This is a genomic window from Photobacterium aquae (assembly GCF_001029445.1).
Taxonomy (GTDB): Bacteria; Pseudomonadota; Gammaproteobacteria; order Enterobacterales; family Vibrionaceae; genus Photobacterium; species Photobacterium aquae.
Window position 1 is genome coordinate 16,831 of sequence record NZ_LDOT01000004.1, and the last position, 18,325, is coordinate 35,155.

The 18,325-nt window shown below is 54.3% G+C and carries 15 protein-coding genes; 7 read left to right on the plus strand and 8 right to left on the minus strand.

Annotated elements, in window-relative coordinates; all coding sequences use genetic code 11:
- Genes gspE through gspC form a run of 3 tightly spaced genes read right to left on the minus strand, consistent with a single transcriptional unit; the run spans position 1 to position 4,453 of the window.
- Entirely contained in the window at positions 1-1,503 is a 1,503-nt protein-coding gene (gspE, locus tag ABT56_RS04110; RefSeq protein ID WP_047877603.1) for a type II secretion system ATPase GspE, read from the minus strand.
- Positions 1,503-3,521 (minus strand): type II secretion system secretin GspD, encoded by a 2,019-nt coding sequence (gene gspD / locus ABT56_RS04115; RefSeq protein WP_047877604.1) that lies wholly within the window; start codon positions 3,519-3,521, stop codon positions 1,503-1,505. Before gspD ends, gspE begins: the two co-directional genes overlap by 1 nt.
- 38 nt (positions 3,522-3,559) lie before the next feature.
- The gene (gspC, locus tag ABT56_RS04120; protein WP_047877605.1) at positions 3,560-4,453 is read right to left on the minus strand and encodes a type II secretion system protein GspC; all 894 of its coding nucleotides are present in this window, start codon (positions 4,451-4,453) and stop codon (positions 3,560-3,562) included.
- 293 nt (positions 4,454-4,746) lie between these two features.
- Here gspC and hslR point away from each other — a divergent pair, with 293 nt between their 5' ends.
- The 4 genes from hslR (at position 4,747) to ABT56_RS04140 (ending at position 10,218) form a co-directional block, all read left to right on the plus strand.
- On the plus strand, positions 4,747-5,160 hold the full coding sequence (hslR, locus tag ABT56_RS04125) for a ribosome-associated heat shock protein Hsp15 (RefSeq protein ID WP_240478248.1): 414 nt from the start codon (positions 4,747-4,749) through the stop codon (positions 5,158-5,160).
- 87 nt (positions 5,161-5,247) lie between these two features.
- On the plus strand, positions 5,248-6,126 hold the full coding sequence (gene hslO / locus ABT56_RS04130; protein WP_047877607.1) for an Hsp33 family molecular chaperone HslO: 879 nt from the start codon (positions 5,248-5,250) through the stop codon (positions 6,124-6,126).
- A gap of 331 nt (positions 6,127-6,457) precedes the next feature.
- A complete protein-coding gene (pckA, locus tag ABT56_RS04135) occupies positions 6,458-8,089 on the plus strand; it encodes a phosphoenolpyruvate carboxykinase (ATP) (RefSeq protein WP_047877608.1) in 1,632 nt (543 codons plus the stop codon).
- A 137-nt stretch (positions 8,090-8,226) separates the two neighbouring features.
- Positions 8,227-10,218 (plus strand): AsmA family protein, encoded by a 1,992-nt coding sequence (locus tag ABT56_RS04140; protein ID WP_047877609.1) that lies wholly within the window; start codon positions 8,227-8,229, stop codon positions 10,216-10,218.
- On the opposite strand, the gene ABT56_RS04145 is transcribed toward ABT56_RS04140, so the two are convergent.
- The 3 genes from ABT56_RS04145 to ABT56_RS04155 are packed head-to-tail and all read right to left on the minus strand — an operon-like array spanning position 10,173 to position 12,512.
- A complete protein-coding gene (locus ABT56_RS04145) occupies positions 10,173-11,093 on the minus strand; it encodes a bifunctional GNAT family N-acetyltransferase/hotdog fold thioesterase (RefSeq protein WP_047877610.1) in 921 nt (306 codons plus the stop codon). The genes ABT56_RS04140 and ABT56_RS04145 overlap by 46 nt on opposite strands.
- A 46-nt stretch (positions 11,094-11,139) precedes the next feature.
- Entirely contained in the window at positions 11,140-11,577 is a 438-nt protein-coding gene (gene dtd / locus ABT56_RS04150) for a D-aminoacyl-tRNA deacylase (protein WP_047877611.1), read from the minus strand.
- Positions 11,577-12,512: a virulence factor BrkB family protein gene (locus tag ABT56_RS04155; protein WP_047877668.1), complete on the minus strand. Its 936-nt coding sequence runs from the start codon at positions 12,510-12,512 to the stop codon at positions 11,577-11,579. The genes dtd and ABT56_RS04155 overlap by 1 nt, the downstream gene beginning before the upstream one ends.
- Positions 12,513-12,587: 75 nt before the next feature.
- Between ABT56_RS04155 and ABT56_RS04160 the strand changes: the two genes are divergently transcribed.
- Positions 12,588-13,229, plus strand: coding sequence for a DUF2959 domain-containing protein (locus ABT56_RS04160; protein WP_047877612.1), 642 nt, complete (start codon positions 12,588-12,590; stop codon positions 13,227-13,229).
- Here the strand turns inward: ABT56_RS04160 and ABT56_RS04165 are convergent.
- Together ABT56_RS04165 and typA are read right to left on the minus strand one after the other, a co-directional pair.
- Positions 13,226-13,759, minus strand: a complete 534-nt coding sequence (locus ABT56_RS04165; protein ID WP_047877669.1) for an AAA family ATPase — start codon at positions 13,757-13,759, stop codon at positions 13,226-13,228. The genes ABT56_RS04160 and ABT56_RS04165 overlap by 4 nt on opposite strands.
- Positions 13,760-13,874: 115 nt before the next feature.
- Entirely contained in the window at positions 13,875-15,707 is a 1,833-nt protein-coding gene (gene typA / locus ABT56_RS04170; protein WP_047877613.1) for a translational GTPase TypA, read from the minus strand.
- Between the two features lie 470 nt (positions 15,708-16,177).
- Between typA and glnA the strand changes: the two genes are divergently transcribed.
- Together glnA and ABT56_RS04180 are read left to right on the plus strand one after the other, a co-directional pair.
- The gene (gene glnA / locus ABT56_RS04175) at positions 16,178-17,587 is read left to right on the plus strand and encodes a glutamate--ammonia ligase (protein WP_047877614.1); all 1,410 of its coding nucleotides are present in this window, start codon (positions 16,178-16,180) and stop codon (positions 17,585-17,587) included.
- A gap of 122 nt (positions 17,588-17,709) precedes the next feature.
- A complete protein-coding gene (locus ABT56_RS04180) occupies positions 17,710-18,294 on the plus strand; it encodes a DUF4124 domain-containing protein (protein ID WP_047877615.1) in 585 nt (194 codons plus the stop codon).
- Positions 18,295-18,325: the final 31 nt, after the last annotated feature.

Here is an 18,325-nt window from a genome sequence, read left to right on the forward strand (position 1 = left end):
TTAGCCCTCCCTGGTCACCCGCATCACTTCCTCTAGCGTGGTGATACCGGCCTTTGCCTTGGCCAGGCCATCATCACGAATCCCCGGAGTATGTGCGCGGATTGACTTCTCGATCGCCATCTCGCCAGCCTCGGCATGGATCAGCTCCTGCACCTCGTTGTCGACCAGAAGCAGCTCGTGAATACCGGTACGTCCTCGGTAGCCCTTGCCATTACAGTGCTCACAACCGCTCGGATGGTAAAGGGTCAATGCCTCATCGGCTTCCAGACCAAACAGCTTCTTCTGCTCCCTGTCGGCCTCATAAGGCACCCGACATGCAGGGCAAAGGGTACGGACCAGACGCTGGGCCAGCACCCCAAGCAAAGACGAGGACACCAGGAACGGCTCAATCCCCATGTCACGCAGACGGGTGATCGCACCAACGGCGGTATTGGTGTGCAGGGTCGACATCACCATGTGACCGGTCAGCGAGGCCTGCACCGCGATCGAGGCCGTCTCGTGGTCTCGGATCTCACCGACCATCACCACATCCGGGTCCTGACGCAAAATCGCACGCAAGCCCCGGGCAAAGGTCATATCCACCTTAGGGTTAACCTGAGTCTGGCCGATGCCGTCGATATCAAATTCAATCGGGTCTTCAACGGTCAGGATATTGCGCTCCTTGCCGTTGAGCTCCTGCAACCCGGCATACAGGGTCGTCGACTTACCCGAACCAGTCGGGCCAGTCACCAAGATAATGCCGTGCGGACGTTCGATGATCTTGCGGAAGCTGGCATGGTTCTCAGCCGTCATCCCCAAGCTGTGCAAGTCAAGGCGGGTCGCATTCTTATCAAGCAAACGCAATACCACACGCTCGCCATGCGACGAAGGCATGGTCGACACACGCACGTCAACGGCGCGGCCGCCGATACGCAATGAGATACGGCCATCTTGCGGTACCCGCTTCTCGGCAATGTCCAAACGGGCCATTACCTTGATCCGCGACACCAACAGCGGCGCCAGCTTGCGGCTCGGTTTCAGGACTTCACGCAAAACGCCATCGACCCGGAAACGGATCGACAGCTCTTTCTCGAAGGTTTCGATATGGATGTCCGAGGCCGCCTCTTTGATCGCCTCGGCCAGCATGGCGTTAATCAGCTTGATGATCGGGGCGTCATCCTCGGACTCAAGCAAGTCCTCGGTCTCCGGCAGCTCCTCGGCCAGCGAGAAGAAATCATCGCTGTCCGATCCCAAGTCTTCCATCAGCTGACGCGCTTCCGACGAATCCCGCTGGTATGCTTCGGTCAACTTCAGCTCGAAAGCCTGGGCATCGAGTGCATGAGGGACAAAACTACGGCCAACAACCCGGCGGATCTCCGCCATCACCGCAGCCGACAGTGCGCCACCGTAATACAAGGTGATCCCCTGCTCGCCCGCCTCCAGCACCACCTTGTGGCGCCGGGCAAACGAGAAAGGCAGTCGCGCCAGCGGCTGCCACTGCGCAGGCTGAATGGCTTCATCCATCACTGTGCTTCCTCCAACTGGGCAACAAAGGCGCGGACCTCAGCAGGTAGGGAAATATCTTCGCCGTACTTCGGCAGCACCGGCACCTTGGTATTCGGCATCAAGCGAAGCCCCTGATCGGCCTTGTAAAGCTGCTCAGCACGGATGTAGTTGTACTTGCGCTGGGTAATACCGTCAGCCGTCACCCCGTCGCGAATAATCGTCGGCTTGATGAACACCATCAGGTTGGTCTTACCCTTGGTGGTATTGGTCGACTTGAACAAGTGGCCCAGCACCGGAATATCACCCAACAATGGGATTTTCTGCTCACTCTCGTTGGTCTGATCCTGAATCAGGCCACCAAGCGCAATCATCTGCCCATCCTGAACCAGTACCGACGTCGTCAACTGACGCTTGGAGAAACGCACATCGACAGCGCCGTTTGCCCCCAGCACGTTGGAGACTTCCTGCTCGATCTTGAGCTGGACCGAGTCACCTTCGTTGATCTGCGGGGTCACGTTTAGCTTGATACCCACTTCCTTACGCTCAACCGTCTGGAACGGGTTGTCATTGTTCGAGCTCGACGTCGAACCGGTCACTACCGGTACTTCCTCACCCACAATGAACGAGGCTTCGCCGTTGTCCATCACGGTGATGCTTGGCGATGACAGGATGTTCGAGTTACGGTCTGAGGCCACGGCATTAACCAGCATGGTCCAGTCACCCATCACGATACCCAGCGCGGCGCCATTCACCCCGCCCAGCACTTTGGCCAGCGTGCCGAAATCACCGTCTTCTGTAATTGTCCGCACCTGCTCAATACCGTTGGCGTCGATATAGGTCTCGCTGCGGGTTGTCTCCTTGGCCTCTTCCAGACCAACGGCATATTGTGAAATAGGCACACCGGAGTTACCGAACTGCACCACGCCGCCATCGAGCGTGCCCCACTGGACACCGAAGTTCACGCCGTCACCTTCCGACAACTCGACAATCATCGCTTCGATCAGTACCTGAGCGCGGCGAATATCAAGCTGGGCAATAATGTTCTCTAGCGCACGCATAATATCCGGCGGCGCCGTCAGGATCAGGGCGTTGGTATCGGTATGGGCAGAAATCATCACTTCTGAGTTGCTGCCGGCTGTCGTCTTAGCGTTGCCTTTTTTCTCGGCCTGCAGGTTGTCAGAGACCCCTTTTAGGACATCGACCATTTCCTCGGCATTGGCGTACTTCAGGTAAACAACACGGTTGTTGCCCGATGAGGCCATTTCCTTGTCCAACTGATGGATCAAACGCTTGAGGCGGTTTCTCACCTGCGGATCACCAGAAAGCAAGACCGAGTTGGTGCGGTCGTCAGCCACCAGCTTTGGCTGGAGGAACTGCGGCGTCGACTTGGCATCGGCGGTCTTGTTGAGAGCATCGACAATCCGCACCATCTCGGCCGCAGAGGCATTGCGCAGCTCGACCACGTCAATTTCCTTGTCACCGGCACGGTCGACGCGCTCGATAATTTCGGCAAGGCGGTTCACCGTCGCCGCCCGGCCAGTAATCATAATGATGTTGGCAGGATCGTAATGGACCACGTTACCCGCACCGGCATTGTCATTCAGCTGGCGCAGCAGCGGGGACAGTTCCCGCACCGATACGTTACGAACCGCAATCACACGGGTGACAACTTCATCGCCCTTGACGTTGTTGTCATCACCCACCACAGGGATGGCGGAAATCTTGGCATCTTTGTCACGAACGACCTTGAGTACCCCGTTGTCCATCTCAACCACGGCAAAGCCATAGACTTCAAGCACATTGAGGAAGAACTGGTAGTACTGCTCATCATTGAGCAAATCGTAACTGCGAACATTGACCTGACCGCGAACGGCCGGATCGACAATGATCGTCTTTTGCAGGTTGCGACCTACAATGTTGATGAATTCCTGTATGTCAGTGCCTTTGAAACTGGCACTGAACTCGCTCGCCCATGCCGAGCCACACAGCAAGCTACCAGCTAACAACAGGGCACGCTTACCCATCCATTTTTTCACAAAAAAACTCCTGCGCTATCGCATGTTCGCCTGAGCAGCTACTGCAGCTCAATGTAGATATCGTGAAGCTGACCTTCACGCTCGACGGTCAATGTAAAATCTGCGGCTCCAGCCAACTCAGTCCACAGTTTTGCCATCACTGTGGCATCGGTTAGATCATGGCCATTGAGGCTGACCGCCAAGTCGTTAGACTTCAAGCCCACCGCATCAAAAAGGGCGCGTTCCTTGCCCGGGTTAACTCGATAACCCACCAACTCACCATCCCGCTTGACCTGAGACAAACGGATATAGCTAAATAGACTCTGAGGCTTATCCAGGATCTCCTGCTTGATCCTCCCCAGCTCCGAACCGGTATTCACCTTCGCAGCCGGTTTGGCCTGTTGGGCCGGCACAGCAGCCTGCTGCCGCTGGCTAAAATCCACCCCGTCAAGCATCAGGGTTTCATCACGGCCCCCGTTGCGGATAATCACTCGGTCGGCAAACACCGCCTGCAGTGTCGCGCGGGTACCATCAATGGCCTCGTTGAGACCGTAGGTATTTTGCTTACCGCGGTGGGTGATTACCGCCAAAGCCAGTTGCGGGTTGTTGCTCGCCACCACCCCAGCCAACGTCAGGTTAAGGCGCGTTTTCGGCGCATCCTGCTTAACCGGCTGTTTAGGTTGCACAACTGGTACATTAGGTTGATAGCGACCAAATAAGTTCATCGCCAAAACATTAGCGATTCCATTATTTTGGGGATTGCTCGCAACAATAGAGACAGGTGATGGCTGCCAGCGTGGCGGTTGACCCGCCGGTGTCACAAAAGACCACACCAAACGGCCCAAAATCCAGGCCAACATCACGACCAGTATCCAGGTGAGCCCTCGGGTAAGAAATGAAATGGAAAACCACTGTTTCGATTGCAGCGTCCCCAACCAATTTGCTGTTACCATGAAAAATCCATCATCCTGCGGAGTGAACCAGCCTGATTGCCAGACAAAGAACGAAAAGAATAACGCGAGTCAAGTTAATCAGCACCGGAAAATTACCTAAATATTACATATTGCCAAAAGAGATCACGGAAAAATTATAACAACTATCAGTAAGCTAAGTTATTTGACTAAATAATTCCCACTTTCGTGTTGAAATCCTGCCCTGCTATCTCCATTTTATATCACTTAGCGATTGCTGACGCCGTGTTAGCAATATGGTAATTTTAGCCCCCTTTGGGGTAAGGAGCAGAAAAGTGGGCAAAGCAGCCTCAAATTCTGACAATACACAAGTCCGTCTAGACAAATGGCTGTGGGCAGCACGCTTTTACAAAACCCGCTCCATCGCCCGCAATATGGTGGATGGCGGCAAGGTGCAATACAACGGCCAACGCTCCAAACCCAGCAAAATTGTCGAAGTCGGTGCCGAGCTCCGAGTCCGTCAGGGCAATGAAGAAAAAACCATTGTCATCGAACAGATTTCCGGAACGCGCCGAGGTGCGCCAGAGGCTCAAACCCTGTACCGGGAAACCGCTGAGAGCATTGCCAAGCGCGAGCAACACGCACAGATGCGCAAGCTCAATGCGTTTGACAGTCCGAGCCCGGATAAACGTCCCGACAAAAAACAACGACGCGATATAATTAAATTTAAAAGCAATAGCAATGAATAGTCAGGATCAGCCCGGACATGCTGTTGTAACCACAGGGCTGACCCGCACAACATAGTGCAACAACCTTCTGCTGGAGAATACAAACTAATGGCAAAAGACAGTCTATACCGTTACATCTTCGACGGTGTATCCGTACGTGGCGAGCTGGTTCAGCTGGGCGACACTTACCAGCAAATTATTTCCAGCAAAGAATACCCAGCACCAGTCCAAACCCTGCTGGGCGAACTGCTGGTCGCAACCAGCCTGCTAACAGCCACCCTCAAATTCGAAGGTTCTATCACTGTCCAGCTTCAAGGCGATGGTCCTGTCAAGCTGGCGGTTATCAACGGTGACCACGATCAGAAACTACGCGGCGTAGCTCGCTGGGAAGGCGATGTTCCTGCAACCACCAATATCAAAGAGTTGTTGGGCAACGGCCACATGGTGATCACCATCACCCCAACCAAAGGCGAGCGCTACCAAGGCGTTGTTGGCCTGGAAGGCGAGAGCCTGGCAACCTGCCTAGAAGGCTACTTCGCAAACTCCGAGCAACTGAAAACCCGCATCTGGCTTCGCACTGGCGAATTCGAGGGTGCCGCCAAAGCAGCCGGTATGCTGCTACAGATCATGCCTGATGGCCAAGGTGAAGAAGGCGACTTCGAACACCTTGAGCAGCTAACAGAAACGGTCAAAAACGACGAGCTATTCAGCCTGGAAGCCGAAGACGTACTATACCGCCTGTACCATCAGGAAACAGTGAAACTGTTCGACCCACAAGAAGTTGTCTTCCAGTGTGGTTGTTCGCGTGAACGCAGTGCTTCTGCCATCGCCTCGATCGAACGTACCGAAATCGAGCACATCCTGGCCGAAGAAGGCAAAATTTCGCTTCACTGCGACTACTGTGGTAGCAGCTATGATTTTGACAGCGTTGACGTTGCCGCCCTGTTCGAGAATGCGACCAACGACAACAGCAACCAGATCCATTAATTATTCTTTATAATTAAGACTGAAAAAAAATTACAAAAGCCGGTTTTACACCGGCTTTTTTTTCCCTTCAAGCACACCCTTCCCCCGCACCCTATCGCATAAAATGTAAACAAATAACGTGCTAACTGCTGCTTTTTTCAAAATAAATATTAATTCTTAGAACTGGCGCAAACGATTCACAAGAAGGTAAAATTACAACCAACAATAAAGTTACGACTTTTACTTAAACCTAACTTTTAAATGGTTATTTTTTGATAAACCTCCCTGATTTACCCCTTGCGGGTTGCTAGCATGGTCAACAGTTAAACAACATCTTACCCAAGGAGCACCTATGACAGTTATGAACGTCGACAAAAAGGTTGCAAAAAATATGGATCTATCAAAATACGGTATCAGTAATGTTACGGAAGTAATTCGTAACCCTAGTTACGAAATGTTGTTCGAAGAAGAAACCAAGCCAGGCCTTGAAGGTTACGAAAAAGGCATTGTTACAGAACTTGGCGCGGTTTCCGTTGATACCGGTATTTTCACCGGCCGCTCGCCGAAAGATAAATTCATCGTCATGGATGACACCACAAAAGACACCATGTGGTGGGCTAGCCAAGGCCAAAACGACAATAAGAGCATTGACCAAGCAACTTGGAACGATCTGAAAGCACTCGTTACCCAGCAGCTATCTAACAAGCGCCTGTTTGTCGTCGACGGCTACTGCGGCGCCAACCCTGATACTCGCCTATGCATCCGCGTGATCACGGAAGTTGCATGGCAGGCACACTTCGTCAAAAACATGTTCATCCGCCCAACCGAAGAAGAGCTGGAAACATTCGAGCCTGATTTCGTGGTGATGAACGGCGCCAAGTGCACCAACGACAAATGGCAAGAGCACAAGATGAACTCGGAGAACTTCACCGTGTTCAACCTAACCGAGAAGATGCAATTGATCGGCGGTACTTGGTACGGCGGCGAAATGAAGAAGGGTATGTTCGCAATGATGAACTACTTCCTTCCTCTACAGGGCATCGCGTCCATGCACTGTTCTGCCAACATGGGCAAGGAAGGCGACGTTGCGGTATTCTTCGGCCTATCCGGCACCGGTAAGACTACCCTGTCTACCGATCCTAAGCGTGCCCTAATCGGTGATGACGAACACGGCTGGGATGACAACGGCGTATTCAACTTCGAAGGCGGCTGCTACGCGAAAACCATCAAGCTGTCCAAAGAAGCCGAGCCTGACATCTACAACGCTATCCGCCGTGACGCCCTGCTAGAAAACGTCACCGTACGCAGCGATGGTTCAATCGACTTCGATGATGGCTCGAAGACCGAAAACACCCGTGTTTCTTACCCTATCTACCACATCGAGAACATCGTCAAGCCGGTGTCAAAGGGTGGCCATGCCAACAAGGTTATCTTCCTGTCTGCCGATGCCTTCGGGGTTCTTCCTCCGGTATCCAAGCTGACTCCAGAGCAAACCAAGTACCACTTCCTGTCAGGCTTCACTGCCAAGCTGGCTGGTACTGAGCGTGGCATCACCGAACCAACCCCAACGTTCTCGGCATGTTTCGGCAATGCGTTCCTAACTCTGCACCCAACCAAGTATGCAGAAGTGCTGGTCAAGCGCATGGAAGCAGTAGGCGCTGAAGCGTATCTGGTCAACACAGGCTGGAACGGCTCAGGCAAGCGTATCTCCATTCAGGATACCCGCGGTATTATCGATGCGATCCTAGACGGCTCTATCGAGAAGGCTGACACCAAACATATTCCAATTTTCAACTTGGAAGTCCCTACATCGCTACCAGGCGTTGACCCAGAGATCCTGGACCCACGTGACACCTACACCGATCCGCTCCAGTGGGAAAGCAAGGCCAAAGATCTGGCAGAACGCTTCGTCAAGAACTTCGACAAGTACACCGATACCGACGAAGGTGCATCACTGGTTGCCGCAGGCCCACAGCTAGACTAAGCCTGCGCCGATTAAAAGAGAACCATAACCTACGCCCCTCCTGATGAGGGGCGTTTTTTATCGCCTTTCCAGCTTGCACCCTGTGGCCTTTTGCGTACTAATAATACCCATATGGATAATTAAAAAAGGGACTCCCCATGCGGCTATTCGGCAAGCTCCTTGCTACCGTTGTCATTTTATTGCTACTGGCAGCCACCCTTGTAATCACCCTGCTCCATACCCAATGGGCAGCCCCAATGCTGGCTCATCTATCCCGCCCATTCACCGACAACCACTGGCAGGCTGTACACGTTAACTACCAGCTCAGCGATCCTTGGCATGTCGAGCTTATTGCGCCCAGCCTCACCGACAACCAAGGCTGCCAAGTTGCCCATGCCGACGTGTTGTCCCTATGGTTCAACCCCCTTGCCAGCCTCCACCAAAAACAATGGGCTTTCGACTCCCTGCTACTTGATAACCCCCAGCTCAATCCACGCTGCCAAATCGACCAAACCGGCCCAACACCGCCCATCGTCAGCGCGCGGCTTGCCATCCGCAATGGCCAATGGCATTCGGACGACCTCACTGTCGCCAATGCCGAGCTGGAGCTCGACAACTGGCAGTGGCAACCTAATATACCTCTCTGGCAGATGTTCTCTGGCCGATTCCGCCTTGCCGCCAGCGAGCTGCTCTGGCAACGGCAAGTGTTTCGCAATTTCCTGCTCGACGGCAATCTCACCTCTCCTGACCACTGGCAGATCAACGGCGGGTCTCTCCAGTGGCAACACGCCGACATCAGCGGCAAAGTAGCAAGGCAAGCTGATCTCGTCACAATCGAGGAGCTCGTCGTCAGCGGCCTCCAGCTACAATCCCGTTCCGATATCGACCCCCTCAGCCAGCAACTGGAACAGTACAGTGCCGATGGCCTCGAGACGACCATCAACCGGCTCGATATCCTCGACAGCAGCCTTGAGCTGGACAACATCACCATCAACCATGCGAACCTCTCAGTCACAGGCTGGCAATGGCCACGACCGCTGTTCGAGCAGCCTCTGGCAACCCTGTCGTTCGGGGCCGAGAGTGGCCAGTGGCAGCAACTGCCCTTTACCGCTCCCCTTGCCAAACTCCGCTTCTCACCGGGGCAAATCTCCCTCGAAGCCGGATCGCTGTCACTGCTAGACGGCTTCGTCCGGGCCAACGGGACAGCCACTCCCGATAGCCTGATCATCGACCAGCTCTCGGCCAACGGCCTGCGTGCCTTCCTGCCAGCCGGCTGGCAAAACACCCTGCAAACCGCCATCGCCCCCCTCAAGGAGGTGCGCGTCGCCGAACTGGACATCGGCCACTGGGAACTCACGGCTGCAGACGACACCTCACCATGGCAGGTCAAGGGGCTCAACGCCAACGGCCACGATCTTCAGCTCATCCGAGGCCACCGCCCATGGCTATGGCAGGGCTCACTCACCCTGAGTACCGGATTCGCTGTATTCAACCAGATCTCACTCAACGAGCCCTATCTGGAAATGCAAAGCCACAACGGGAAATGGCAGCTGACCCAGGCAATAATGCCGTTCGAAAAGGGGCTGCTAGAAGGGAAAGGGGAAATCGACCTCAGCAGGGAGGCACGCCCGTGGCAGGTCGAGCTTGAGGGAGACAGCCTTCCTACCGCCATCTTGCCTCAATGGTTCGCCCTTCCCTTCCCGATGGAAGGGGAGGTCGATATGACGGCCAATGCCTCGGGGCTTGGACTGGACTACACTACGCTCTCCCACAGCATGGGCGGAAGCGTCAACGCCAGTTTCCGCAATATGAAACTGACCCAGACAGCCCAGCAGCTATGGCAACATTTCGCAAAGAAACAGGCAGAGGCAACACCGGTGGACAGCCAACCCGCCGAGCACCCAGCGGTGGCCCCAGCCACCCTATCGCCACTGCACATCAGCAGCAAGCGGGGGCAGTTGGTTTTACACCCCTGGCAACTTGAGGCAGGGCCTCTCAAGGCAATTGCAGATGGGAAATGGGATATGGCCACTCCGGCCGCCCAACACATCGAGCTTAATGCTACCTTTGACTGCCAACAGCTGAGCCGCCGCTGGCAAGCTGCTCAGGATACGGTGGCGCTGTCATCCTGCCGAGGGAACAGCATATAGGTACCGGTAAAGACAGCGGCAACCTCATCGCCGCTATAGACCTGAACGGTGACCACTACCCGCCCCTTGCGCTGTTTGGCCAGGCGGTTGACATCGCCCAGTAGACCTTCAACGGTCACCTCGGCTCGTGGCCGCTCGGTGACGGGGTGCTTGTAGCGGATTTGGCTATCTGCCAGCACGATCTCAGCCTTGAGCTTGCGTTCTTTGAGCAGCATCCAGACAAACCCCCAACCGGCAAGTGTTGCCATGGTGAAGATACTGCCGGCGAACATGCTCTCACTCGGATTGAGGTTGGCGTTGATCAGCGCACTCACCTCGAAGCGATAGCCCGTATATTGGCTGATCTTCACCCCCATCCGGTCGCTGATCGGGATTTGCGACTGCCAAAGTGCCTGCAACTCCTGGCACCATTCCGGATGGCGCACCACGTCATTGAGTGGGGCAAGGTGCTTGAGCATCTGCTGATGGCGAACCGGCCCGCTTTCCTCGCTCAGCTCCCCCTGACTGGCAAAGCCATTGCGCAGGTAAAATGGGATCGCGTCCTCGCGGGCATTGCACACCAACCGCTTGGCCCCTTCCTGACGAGCCAGCGCCTCCAGCGCCATTAAGACAATAGCTCCCATACCTTGATGCCGCCGAGCAGGATGCACCGCCATATAGCGGATCTGGCCATCATTATCGGGCGTCATATAAAGCCGCCCGATAGCGATGGTTTCATCGCGGTCATCCATGATCATCCGATGGCAGCTAAGATCATCGTAGGCGTCACGCTCCGATCCCACCGGCATATGCCAAGGCTCACGCAGCATCCGCCAGCGAAAATCATAGTAGCGGGACAACTCTTCGTCCGTTTTCGGGGTGATCAGTCGAAACATGAAATCCTTCTCCGTCTTGCTCCATTGCGTATCGGGGTCTATACCATTATACCTGTAACCAGAAGGTCACGGGGCCGTCATTCAGCAGCGCCACTTTCATGTCGGCCGCAAAAATGCCTGTCTCGGTCTTGATATCCTTGTCGCGGCAACAACCGACAAAATAGTCATACAGGCGCTCTGCGTCGGCTGGATGGGCCCCTGCCGAGAAGCTCGGGCGCATACCGCTCTTGGTATCGGCCGCAAGGGTGAACTGCGACACCACCAGCACGCTGCCCCCAGCCTGTTGAACATTGAGGTTCATCTTACCCGCATCATCCTCGAACACCCGGTAACCCAGTACCTTATCGCGCAGACGCTGAGCCTTGGCCTCATCATCGCCTTTTTCGACCCCAAGCAGCACCAGCAGGCCCTTACCAATCGCCCCGGTCACCTGCCCGTCGACAGTCACACTGGCTTCACTTACTCGCTGAATTAGCGCAATCATTAACTACTCTTACCTTCATCTTGTTGTTGGTCATGGCCGGGGTTCGCCTCGCCGAGGCGCGGCACATCGGCCAGCACCTTAGGATGCCAGTGCCGGAACTCGCCAAGACTGGCGGTAATTTCTGCCCCGAACAAGACAATGCACCAGCACAGGTAAACCCAGACAAATAAAATCGGTACGACAGCCAACGCCCCGTAGATCACCTGGTAGGAAGGGAAGTTGGCGATATACAGGGCAAAGCCCTTTTTGCTTAGCTCGAACAGGATACTCGCCGTCACGGCGCCGAGCATGGCATGGTTGAACCGCACTTTGGTATTGGGTACCAACAGGTACAACCCAAGGAAGGCACTGCTCGACATAATTACCGGCAAGTAGCGCAGGGTTCGCTGGAACAAACCGTTGACGGCCTCGCTGTCGAGCAAATTGAGCGATCCCAAATAGGAGCTCACCGCAATACTCGAGCCCACCAGTACCGGGCCCAGTGTCAGCACCATCCAATATATGGAAAAGGAAATGATCGGCCGGCGCTTCTCGCTGACCCGCCAAATATAATTGAGCGATTTATCGATCGAGGAAATCAGCATCAGGGCCACCACAAACAACGCCCCGATCCCCACCGCCGTCATCTTGCCGGCATTGGCCACAAACTCATTGAGATAAGTTTCGACCACCTCACCGGCCGCCGGGACAAAGTTTTCGATCACGAACTTCTGCAGCAACTCGCCAAGCCCGGCAAACACCGGAAACGTCGACAGCGCCGACAGAACGACGGTGATCAGCGGAACGAGCGACAGCAGGGTAACATAGGCCATCGACCCAGCGGTGACCGTCAGCCGGTCATGGCCGATCCGCTGCTGGAGGTAACGGGCGTACGCCCATACGGTTTCTGCTTTTTGGCGCCAAGTTGGCTTGCCTGTTATTGGATTGTCAGCCATAGTCATGTCATTATTTGCTTGTTTTGACATTAGTTTGTTCTTGAAATGAGTGTATACCAACGACGGGAGTTATCTATGCCCTACCTTCTCGCTCTGCTATTGAGCATCACAACCCTGACCGGTTGCCAAAGTGCCTACTATTCGGCAATGGAACAAGTCGGGATCCACAAACGCGATATCATGGTTGACCGGGTAGAGGAGGCCAACGAAGCCCAGCAAGATGCCCAGACCCAGTTCACCAGCGCGCTCGATGCCCTAAAAGCCCTCAACCATTTCGATGGCGGCGAGCTAGAAGCAGTCTACAACAATATCAACGATCAGTACGAAGCCAGCAGCGAAGCTGCCGAAAAAGTCAGCAGCCGCATTGCCGCCATTGAAGATGTTGCCAACGCTCTGTTCGACGAATGGCAGGACGAGCTCTCGCTCTACAGCAGTGCCTCATTGCGCCGCGACAGCGAACGCAAACTCAAGAGCACCGAGGCTTCCTACAAGCGGATGCTAGCTGCCATGCACCGTGCCGAACAAAAAATGACGCCAGTACTGAATACCCTACGGGACAATACCCTGTATCTCAAGCACAACCTCAATGCGGCAGCCATCGGCTCGCTCCAGGGTGATTTCAACAGCCTGCAGCGCGATATCCAGCGCGCCATCACCGATATGGAAGCGGCCATCGCCGAGTCAGAGCGCTTTATCAGCCACCTAAAACGCGGCTAGCACTTCCCAGCCAAGCGAGCCAGCACCCAGCGGGCTCGCTCTTCTACCGCCCCCCAAGGGACTTCCACCACCGAATAGCCCAACGCCTGATACGTGCTAACCAGCTGCCGGTGGATCGCCTGTGCCTCCTCGAAGCTGTGCGGCCGCTCGTCGTCCTGCACGTAAATATCGATATGCGGCGCACAACAGTACACCTCCGGATAGTACCCCTTCGCGGCATTCTGGTACTCCTCGCTGACCGGCACGCCGCCAATCACCAGGTAGGCACAGATATCACCGATCGCCCGGTCGACAAATGCCGGTACCGTGCCGCGCACCGCCTCGGCACGCTGCTCCCCCATCAGCTCCAGACACAACGCCGCAAAGCGCGGCAGATCCGTCCAAGGCAGAATGCCGTCAGGCCGTTGCGCCTGTTCGCGGATCAGGGTTCGCGACGCCTCGGGAAACGTCCGGTAGCCCCGTTCGGCCAGTGCCGCCAGCAAGGTGGTCTTCCCCGCCCCCGGCCCGCCAGTAATAATCATAGGTTGCATCATCCCTTCCCCCATCTTTCATGTTATGCCAGCACACTTTTCCCAACGCCAGATACAACAATCCCCCCATGGTCAGACCGATGGGGGGATTGAATTAACGGCAATCAGTCAGCAATTACTTTGCTGTACGGCTTGCACGCTTACGATCGTTCTCAGTAAGAAGCTTCTTACGGATACGGATGCTTTCTGGTGTTACTTCTACTAGCTCGTCGTCATCGATGAACTCAAGTGCTTGCTCTAGCGTGTACTTGATTGCTGGAGAAAGAACCTGTGCTTCGTCAGTACCAGATGCACGAACGTTAGTCAGCTGCTTGCCTTTCAGACAGTTAACAGTCAGGTCGTTAGAACGGTTGTGAATACCGATGATCTGACCTTCGTAAACTTCGTCTGCGTGCTCGGTGAACAGACGGCCACGCTCCTGCAGGTTGAACAGAGCGTAAGTCAGAGCTTTACCCGTTGCGTTAGAGATCAACACACCGTTGTTACGCTGACCGATGTTACCGCCCTTGTGAGGACCGTAGTGGTCAAACGTATGGTACAGAAGGCCAGAACCTGAAGTCAGGGTCATGAACTCAGTCTGGAAGCCAATCAGGCCACGAGAAGGCATCATGAAGTCCATGCGAACACGGCCCTTGCCATCTGGTGCCATGTCAGTCATCTCACCCTTACGCAGGCCGATGTTTTCCATGATACCGCCCTGATGCTCTTCCATCACGTCGATAGTTACCGTTTCAAACGGTTCCATCAGATCGCCATTCTCATCACGCTTGATGATAACTTCTGGACGAGATACCGCTAGCTCGAAGCCTTCACGACGCATGTTTTCGATCAGGATAGACAGGTGAAGCTCACCACGGCCTGATACGCGGAATTTGTCTGGGTCTTCAGTTTCTTCAACGCGCAGTGCAACGTTGTGTACCAGTTCTTTCTGCAGACGCTCAAGGATGTTACGAGAAGTAACGAACTTACCTTCTTTACCCGCGAACGGAGAAGTGTTCACCTGGAATGTCATGGTTACTGTTGGTTCGTCAACAGTCAGTGCAGGCAGGGCTTCTGGAGTGTTAACGTCACAGATAGTGTCAGAGATCTTAAGCTCGCCAAGACCAGTGATCGCGATGATGTCACCCGCAGTTGCTTTCTCAACGTCGTGACGCTCAAGGCCTAGGTAGCCAAGAACAGTACCTACTTTGCCGTTACGCTTCTTGCCGTCAGCACCAACAACACAAACCTGCTGGTTAGGAACAACAGAACCACGAGTTACACGGCCAACACCGATAACGCCTACGTATGAGCTGTAGTCTAGCTGAGAGATCTGCATCTGCAGGGCACCGTCAACGTCAACGTCTGGTGCAGCTACGTTGTCAACGATAGCCTGGAACAATGGTTCCATGTTCTCGCCAGTTTCGCCTTCTTCCAGAGTTGCCCAGCCGTTTAGTGCTGATGCGTAAACCACTTGGAAGTCTAGCTGTTCGTCAGTTGCACCTAGGTTGTCGAATAGGTCGAATACCTGATCCATTACCCACTCAGGGCGTGCACCTGGACGGTCGATCTTGTTGATTACTACGATTGGCTTCAGGCCGTGTGCGAACGCTTTCTGTGTTACGAAACGCGTCTGAGGCATCGGGCCGTCAACGGCGTCAACGATCAGAAGAACAGAGTCAACCATTGACATGATACGTTCAACTTCGCCACCGAAGTCGGCGTGTCCTGGGGTGTCAACGATGTTGATGCGGTAATCATTCCAGTTAATTGCTGTGTTCTTAGCAAGAATGGTAATACCACGCTCTTTTTCGATATCGTTGGAATCCATTACGCGTTCTTCAACTTCACCGCGAGACTCTAACGTGCCAGACTGCTGAAGCAGCTTGTCAACCAGGGTGGTCTTACCGTGGTCAACGTGCGCAATAATTGCGATATTTCTTAGTTTATCGATCTGTGGATTTGACATGGATTCACATTCACTCAGAACATGCAGCGACCGGATGACGCTACGTGGTTAAAAAAACGGCTCATAATCTAACAGATTTTACGCCAAAACCCACCTATTATGTGATTTATATCACCGCATTTTTATCTATACCCGAGAATACAAGCCCTAAGCTGAGACCCAAACGGCCATATTGGCGCGCTCAGGGCCGCCCTGCGACCGGTTATCCATTGACAATATGCCACTCTGGGCTATGTTAGATACGCACACAAAACATGTGAAAACCCCATCAACGCACCATATTGGTGCAACACCTCACCAAGTTAGTGCACAAAAATGGAGTTTTAGTGCCTCTTTGCAGCAAGAATGCGCTGTTTTGGGGCTTTAAAAAGTTGGCACACTTCTCGCAAAGACCATTAGCAATACGAGCGACAGCAGCTCGACACCTAATTTGCGGCCAGTTGCCCAATTAACACCGGAGGTTACTCAAGATGTCAGTAGAAAACGTACTTGCGCTGATTCAGGAAAACGAAGTTAAGTTTGTCGACCTACGCTTTACCGATACCAAAGGTAAAGAGCAGCACATTTCTATCCCTTCCCACCAGATCGATGCTGATTTCTTCGAAGAGGGCAAGATGTTTGACGGCTCTTCTGTTGCTGGCTGGAAGGGCATCAACGAATCAGACATGGTGATGATGCCTGATGCGGCAAGCGCGGTGCTAGACCCATTCACCGAAGATGCCACGCTCAATATCCGCTGTGACATCCTTGAACCAGCCACTATGCAAGGCTACGACCGCGATCCTCGCTCTATCGCCAAGCGTGCCGAAGATTTCATGCGTGCGACCGGCATTGCCGATACCGTGCTGGTAGGCCCAGAGCCAGAGTTCTTCCTATTCGACGACGTGAAGTTCGCAACAGACATGTCAGGCTCTTTCTTCAAAATCGACGACGTAGAAGCAGCCTGGAATACCGGTTCTGACTTCGAAGGCGGCAACAAGGGCCACCGCCCGGGCGTGAAAGGCGGTTACTTCCCTGTCGCGCCAGTTGATTCCTCACAAGACATCCGCTCTGCGATGTGTCTGATTATGGAAGAGATGGGCCTTGTGGTCGAAGCCCACCACCACGAAGTGGCAACCGCGGGCCAGAACGAGATCGCAACGCGCTTCAACACCCTGACCAGCAAAGCCGACGAAATCCAAATCTACAAATACGTGGTGCACAACGTGGCACACGCCTTCGGCAAAACGGCAACCTTCATGCCAAAACCACTGGTTGGTGACAACGGCTCAGGCATGCACGTCCACCAGTCTCTGGCAAAAGACGGCGTAAACCTGTTTGCAGGCGACAAGTACGGCGGCCTGTCAGAAATGGCACTGTACTACATCGGCGGTATCATCAAGCACGCACGTGCCATCAACGCCTTTGCCAACCCGTCAACCAACTCGTACAAGCGTCTGGTACCGGGCTTTGAAGCACCGGTTATGCTGGCCTACTCAGCCCGCAACCGCTCTGCCTCTATCCGTATCCCGGTAGTACCAAGCCCGAAAGCACGCCGTATCGAAGTGCGCTTCCCGGATCCTGCTGCCAACCCTTACTTGGCATTTGCAGCCATGCTGATGGCGGGCCTTGACGGCATCCAGAACAAGATCCACCCGGGCGAGGCGATGGATAAAGATCTGTACGACCTACCGGCAGAAGAAGCGGCAGAAATTCCAAAAGTGGCAGAGTCACTGCAAGGCGCCCTACAGGCTCTGGACGATGACCGTGAATTCCTGACCACGGGCGGCGTTTTCTCTGACGATTTCATCGATTCTTATATCGCCCTGAAATCTCAGGATGTTGAGCGAATCAACATGACTACGCACCCATTGGAGTTCGAGCTGTACTACTCAGTGTAAGTAACTGCAAAAGCGTTCTCACCGAACTTCTAGGCCGGCCTCACATGCCGGCCTTCTTTTTATTGCGGCCGCTAGCCATCGTGACAACAATAAAACCATGGCACATTACTTACCCAACGATTATGAAACGACCCGTCACATCCTTGGCCCTCGTCACCCTCTTCGGCTCACTATCCGCACCAGTTTTGGCTGAATCGACCCTCTATTCGTGGGAAGACGAAAACGGCGTCGTCCACTTCACAGACCAACCACAACCCGATGCCCAACCCCTGATCATCAAGGCGCCCAAGATCCAAACACCGCCGCCGACCACGCAGCCGGCCGCTCAGGGAGACCAACCCATTGCCACGCAGCAGCCCACCGCAACCAGCGATGAGCAAGAGGCCGTCAAGCCAGAAGTCACCCTTGTTAGCCCCAGCCACGAGGCGACCCTGCGCGACAACAGCGGCAATATTACCGTGGTAGCCAGCAGCCCCCTCAAGCTCAATAAGGGTCACTCAGTCCAACTACGCATCGATGACCAGATCTTCGGCCGGCCCCAAACCCAGTTACGCTGGCAACTCACCAATATCGACCGAGGCAGCCACACCCTTCAGGTCGATTTGCTCAAGTACGGCAAGGTTATTGCATCATCAGAGAAAATCACTGTTTACCTGCACCGTGCCCGCGTCAACCAACACGTACGACCCGCACCGAGCCCGAAATAGCAAAGCGCGGCACTTTTTCGTTCACGATACC

Excerpts from the sequence above, each read along its gene's own strand:
- gspE (WP_047877603.1), bottom strand. The coding sequence starts at position 1,503 with ATGGATGAAGCCATTCAGCCTGCGCAGTGGCAGCCGCTGGCGCGACTG.
- gspC (WP_047877605.1), bottom strand. The coding sequence starts at position 4,453 with ATGGTAACAGCAAATTGGTTGGGGACGCTGCAATCGAAACAGTGGTTT.
- hslO (WP_047877607.1), top strand. The coding sequence starts at position 5,248 with ATGGCAAAAGACAGTCTATACCGTTACATCTTCGACGGTGTATCCGTA.
- pckA (WP_047877608.1), top strand. The coding sequence starts at position 6,458 with ATGACAGTTATGAACGTCGACAAAAAGGTTGCAAAAAATATGGATCTA.
- ABT56_RS04140 (WP_047877609.1), top strand. The coding sequence starts at position 8,227 with ATGCGGCTATTCGGCAAGCTCCTTGCTACCGTTGTCATTTTATTGCTA.
- ABT56_RS04145 (WP_047877610.1), bottom strand. The coding sequence starts at position 11,093 with ATGTTTCGACTGATCACCCCGAAAACGGACGAAGAGTTGTCCCGCTAC.
- dtd (WP_047877611.1), bottom strand. The coding sequence starts at position 11,577 with ATGATTGCGCTAATTCAGCGAGTAAGTGAAGCCAGTGTGACTGTCGAC.
- ABT56_RS04155 (WP_047877668.1), bottom strand. The coding sequence starts at position 12,512 with ATGGCTGACAATCCAATAACAGGCAAGCCAACTTGGCGCCAAAAAGCA.
- ABT56_RS04160 (WP_047877612.1), top strand. The coding sequence starts at position 12,588 with ATGCCCTACCTTCTCGCTCTGCTATTGAGCATCACAACCCTGACCGGT.
- ABT56_RS04165 (WP_047877669.1), bottom strand. The coding sequence starts at position 13,759 with ATGCAACCTATGATTATTACTGGCGGGCCGGGGGCGGGGAAGACCACC.
- typA (WP_047877613.1), bottom strand. The coding sequence starts at position 15,707 with ATGTCAAATCCACAGATCGATAAACTAAGAAATATCGCAATTATTGCG.
- glnA (WP_047877614.1), top strand. The coding sequence starts at position 16,178 with ATGTCAGTAGAAAACGTACTTGCGCTGATTCAGGAAAACGAAGTTAAG.
- ABT56_RS04180 (WP_047877615.1), top strand. The coding sequence starts at position 17,710 with ATGAAACGACCCGTCACATCCTTGGCCCTCGTCACCCTCTTCGGCTCA.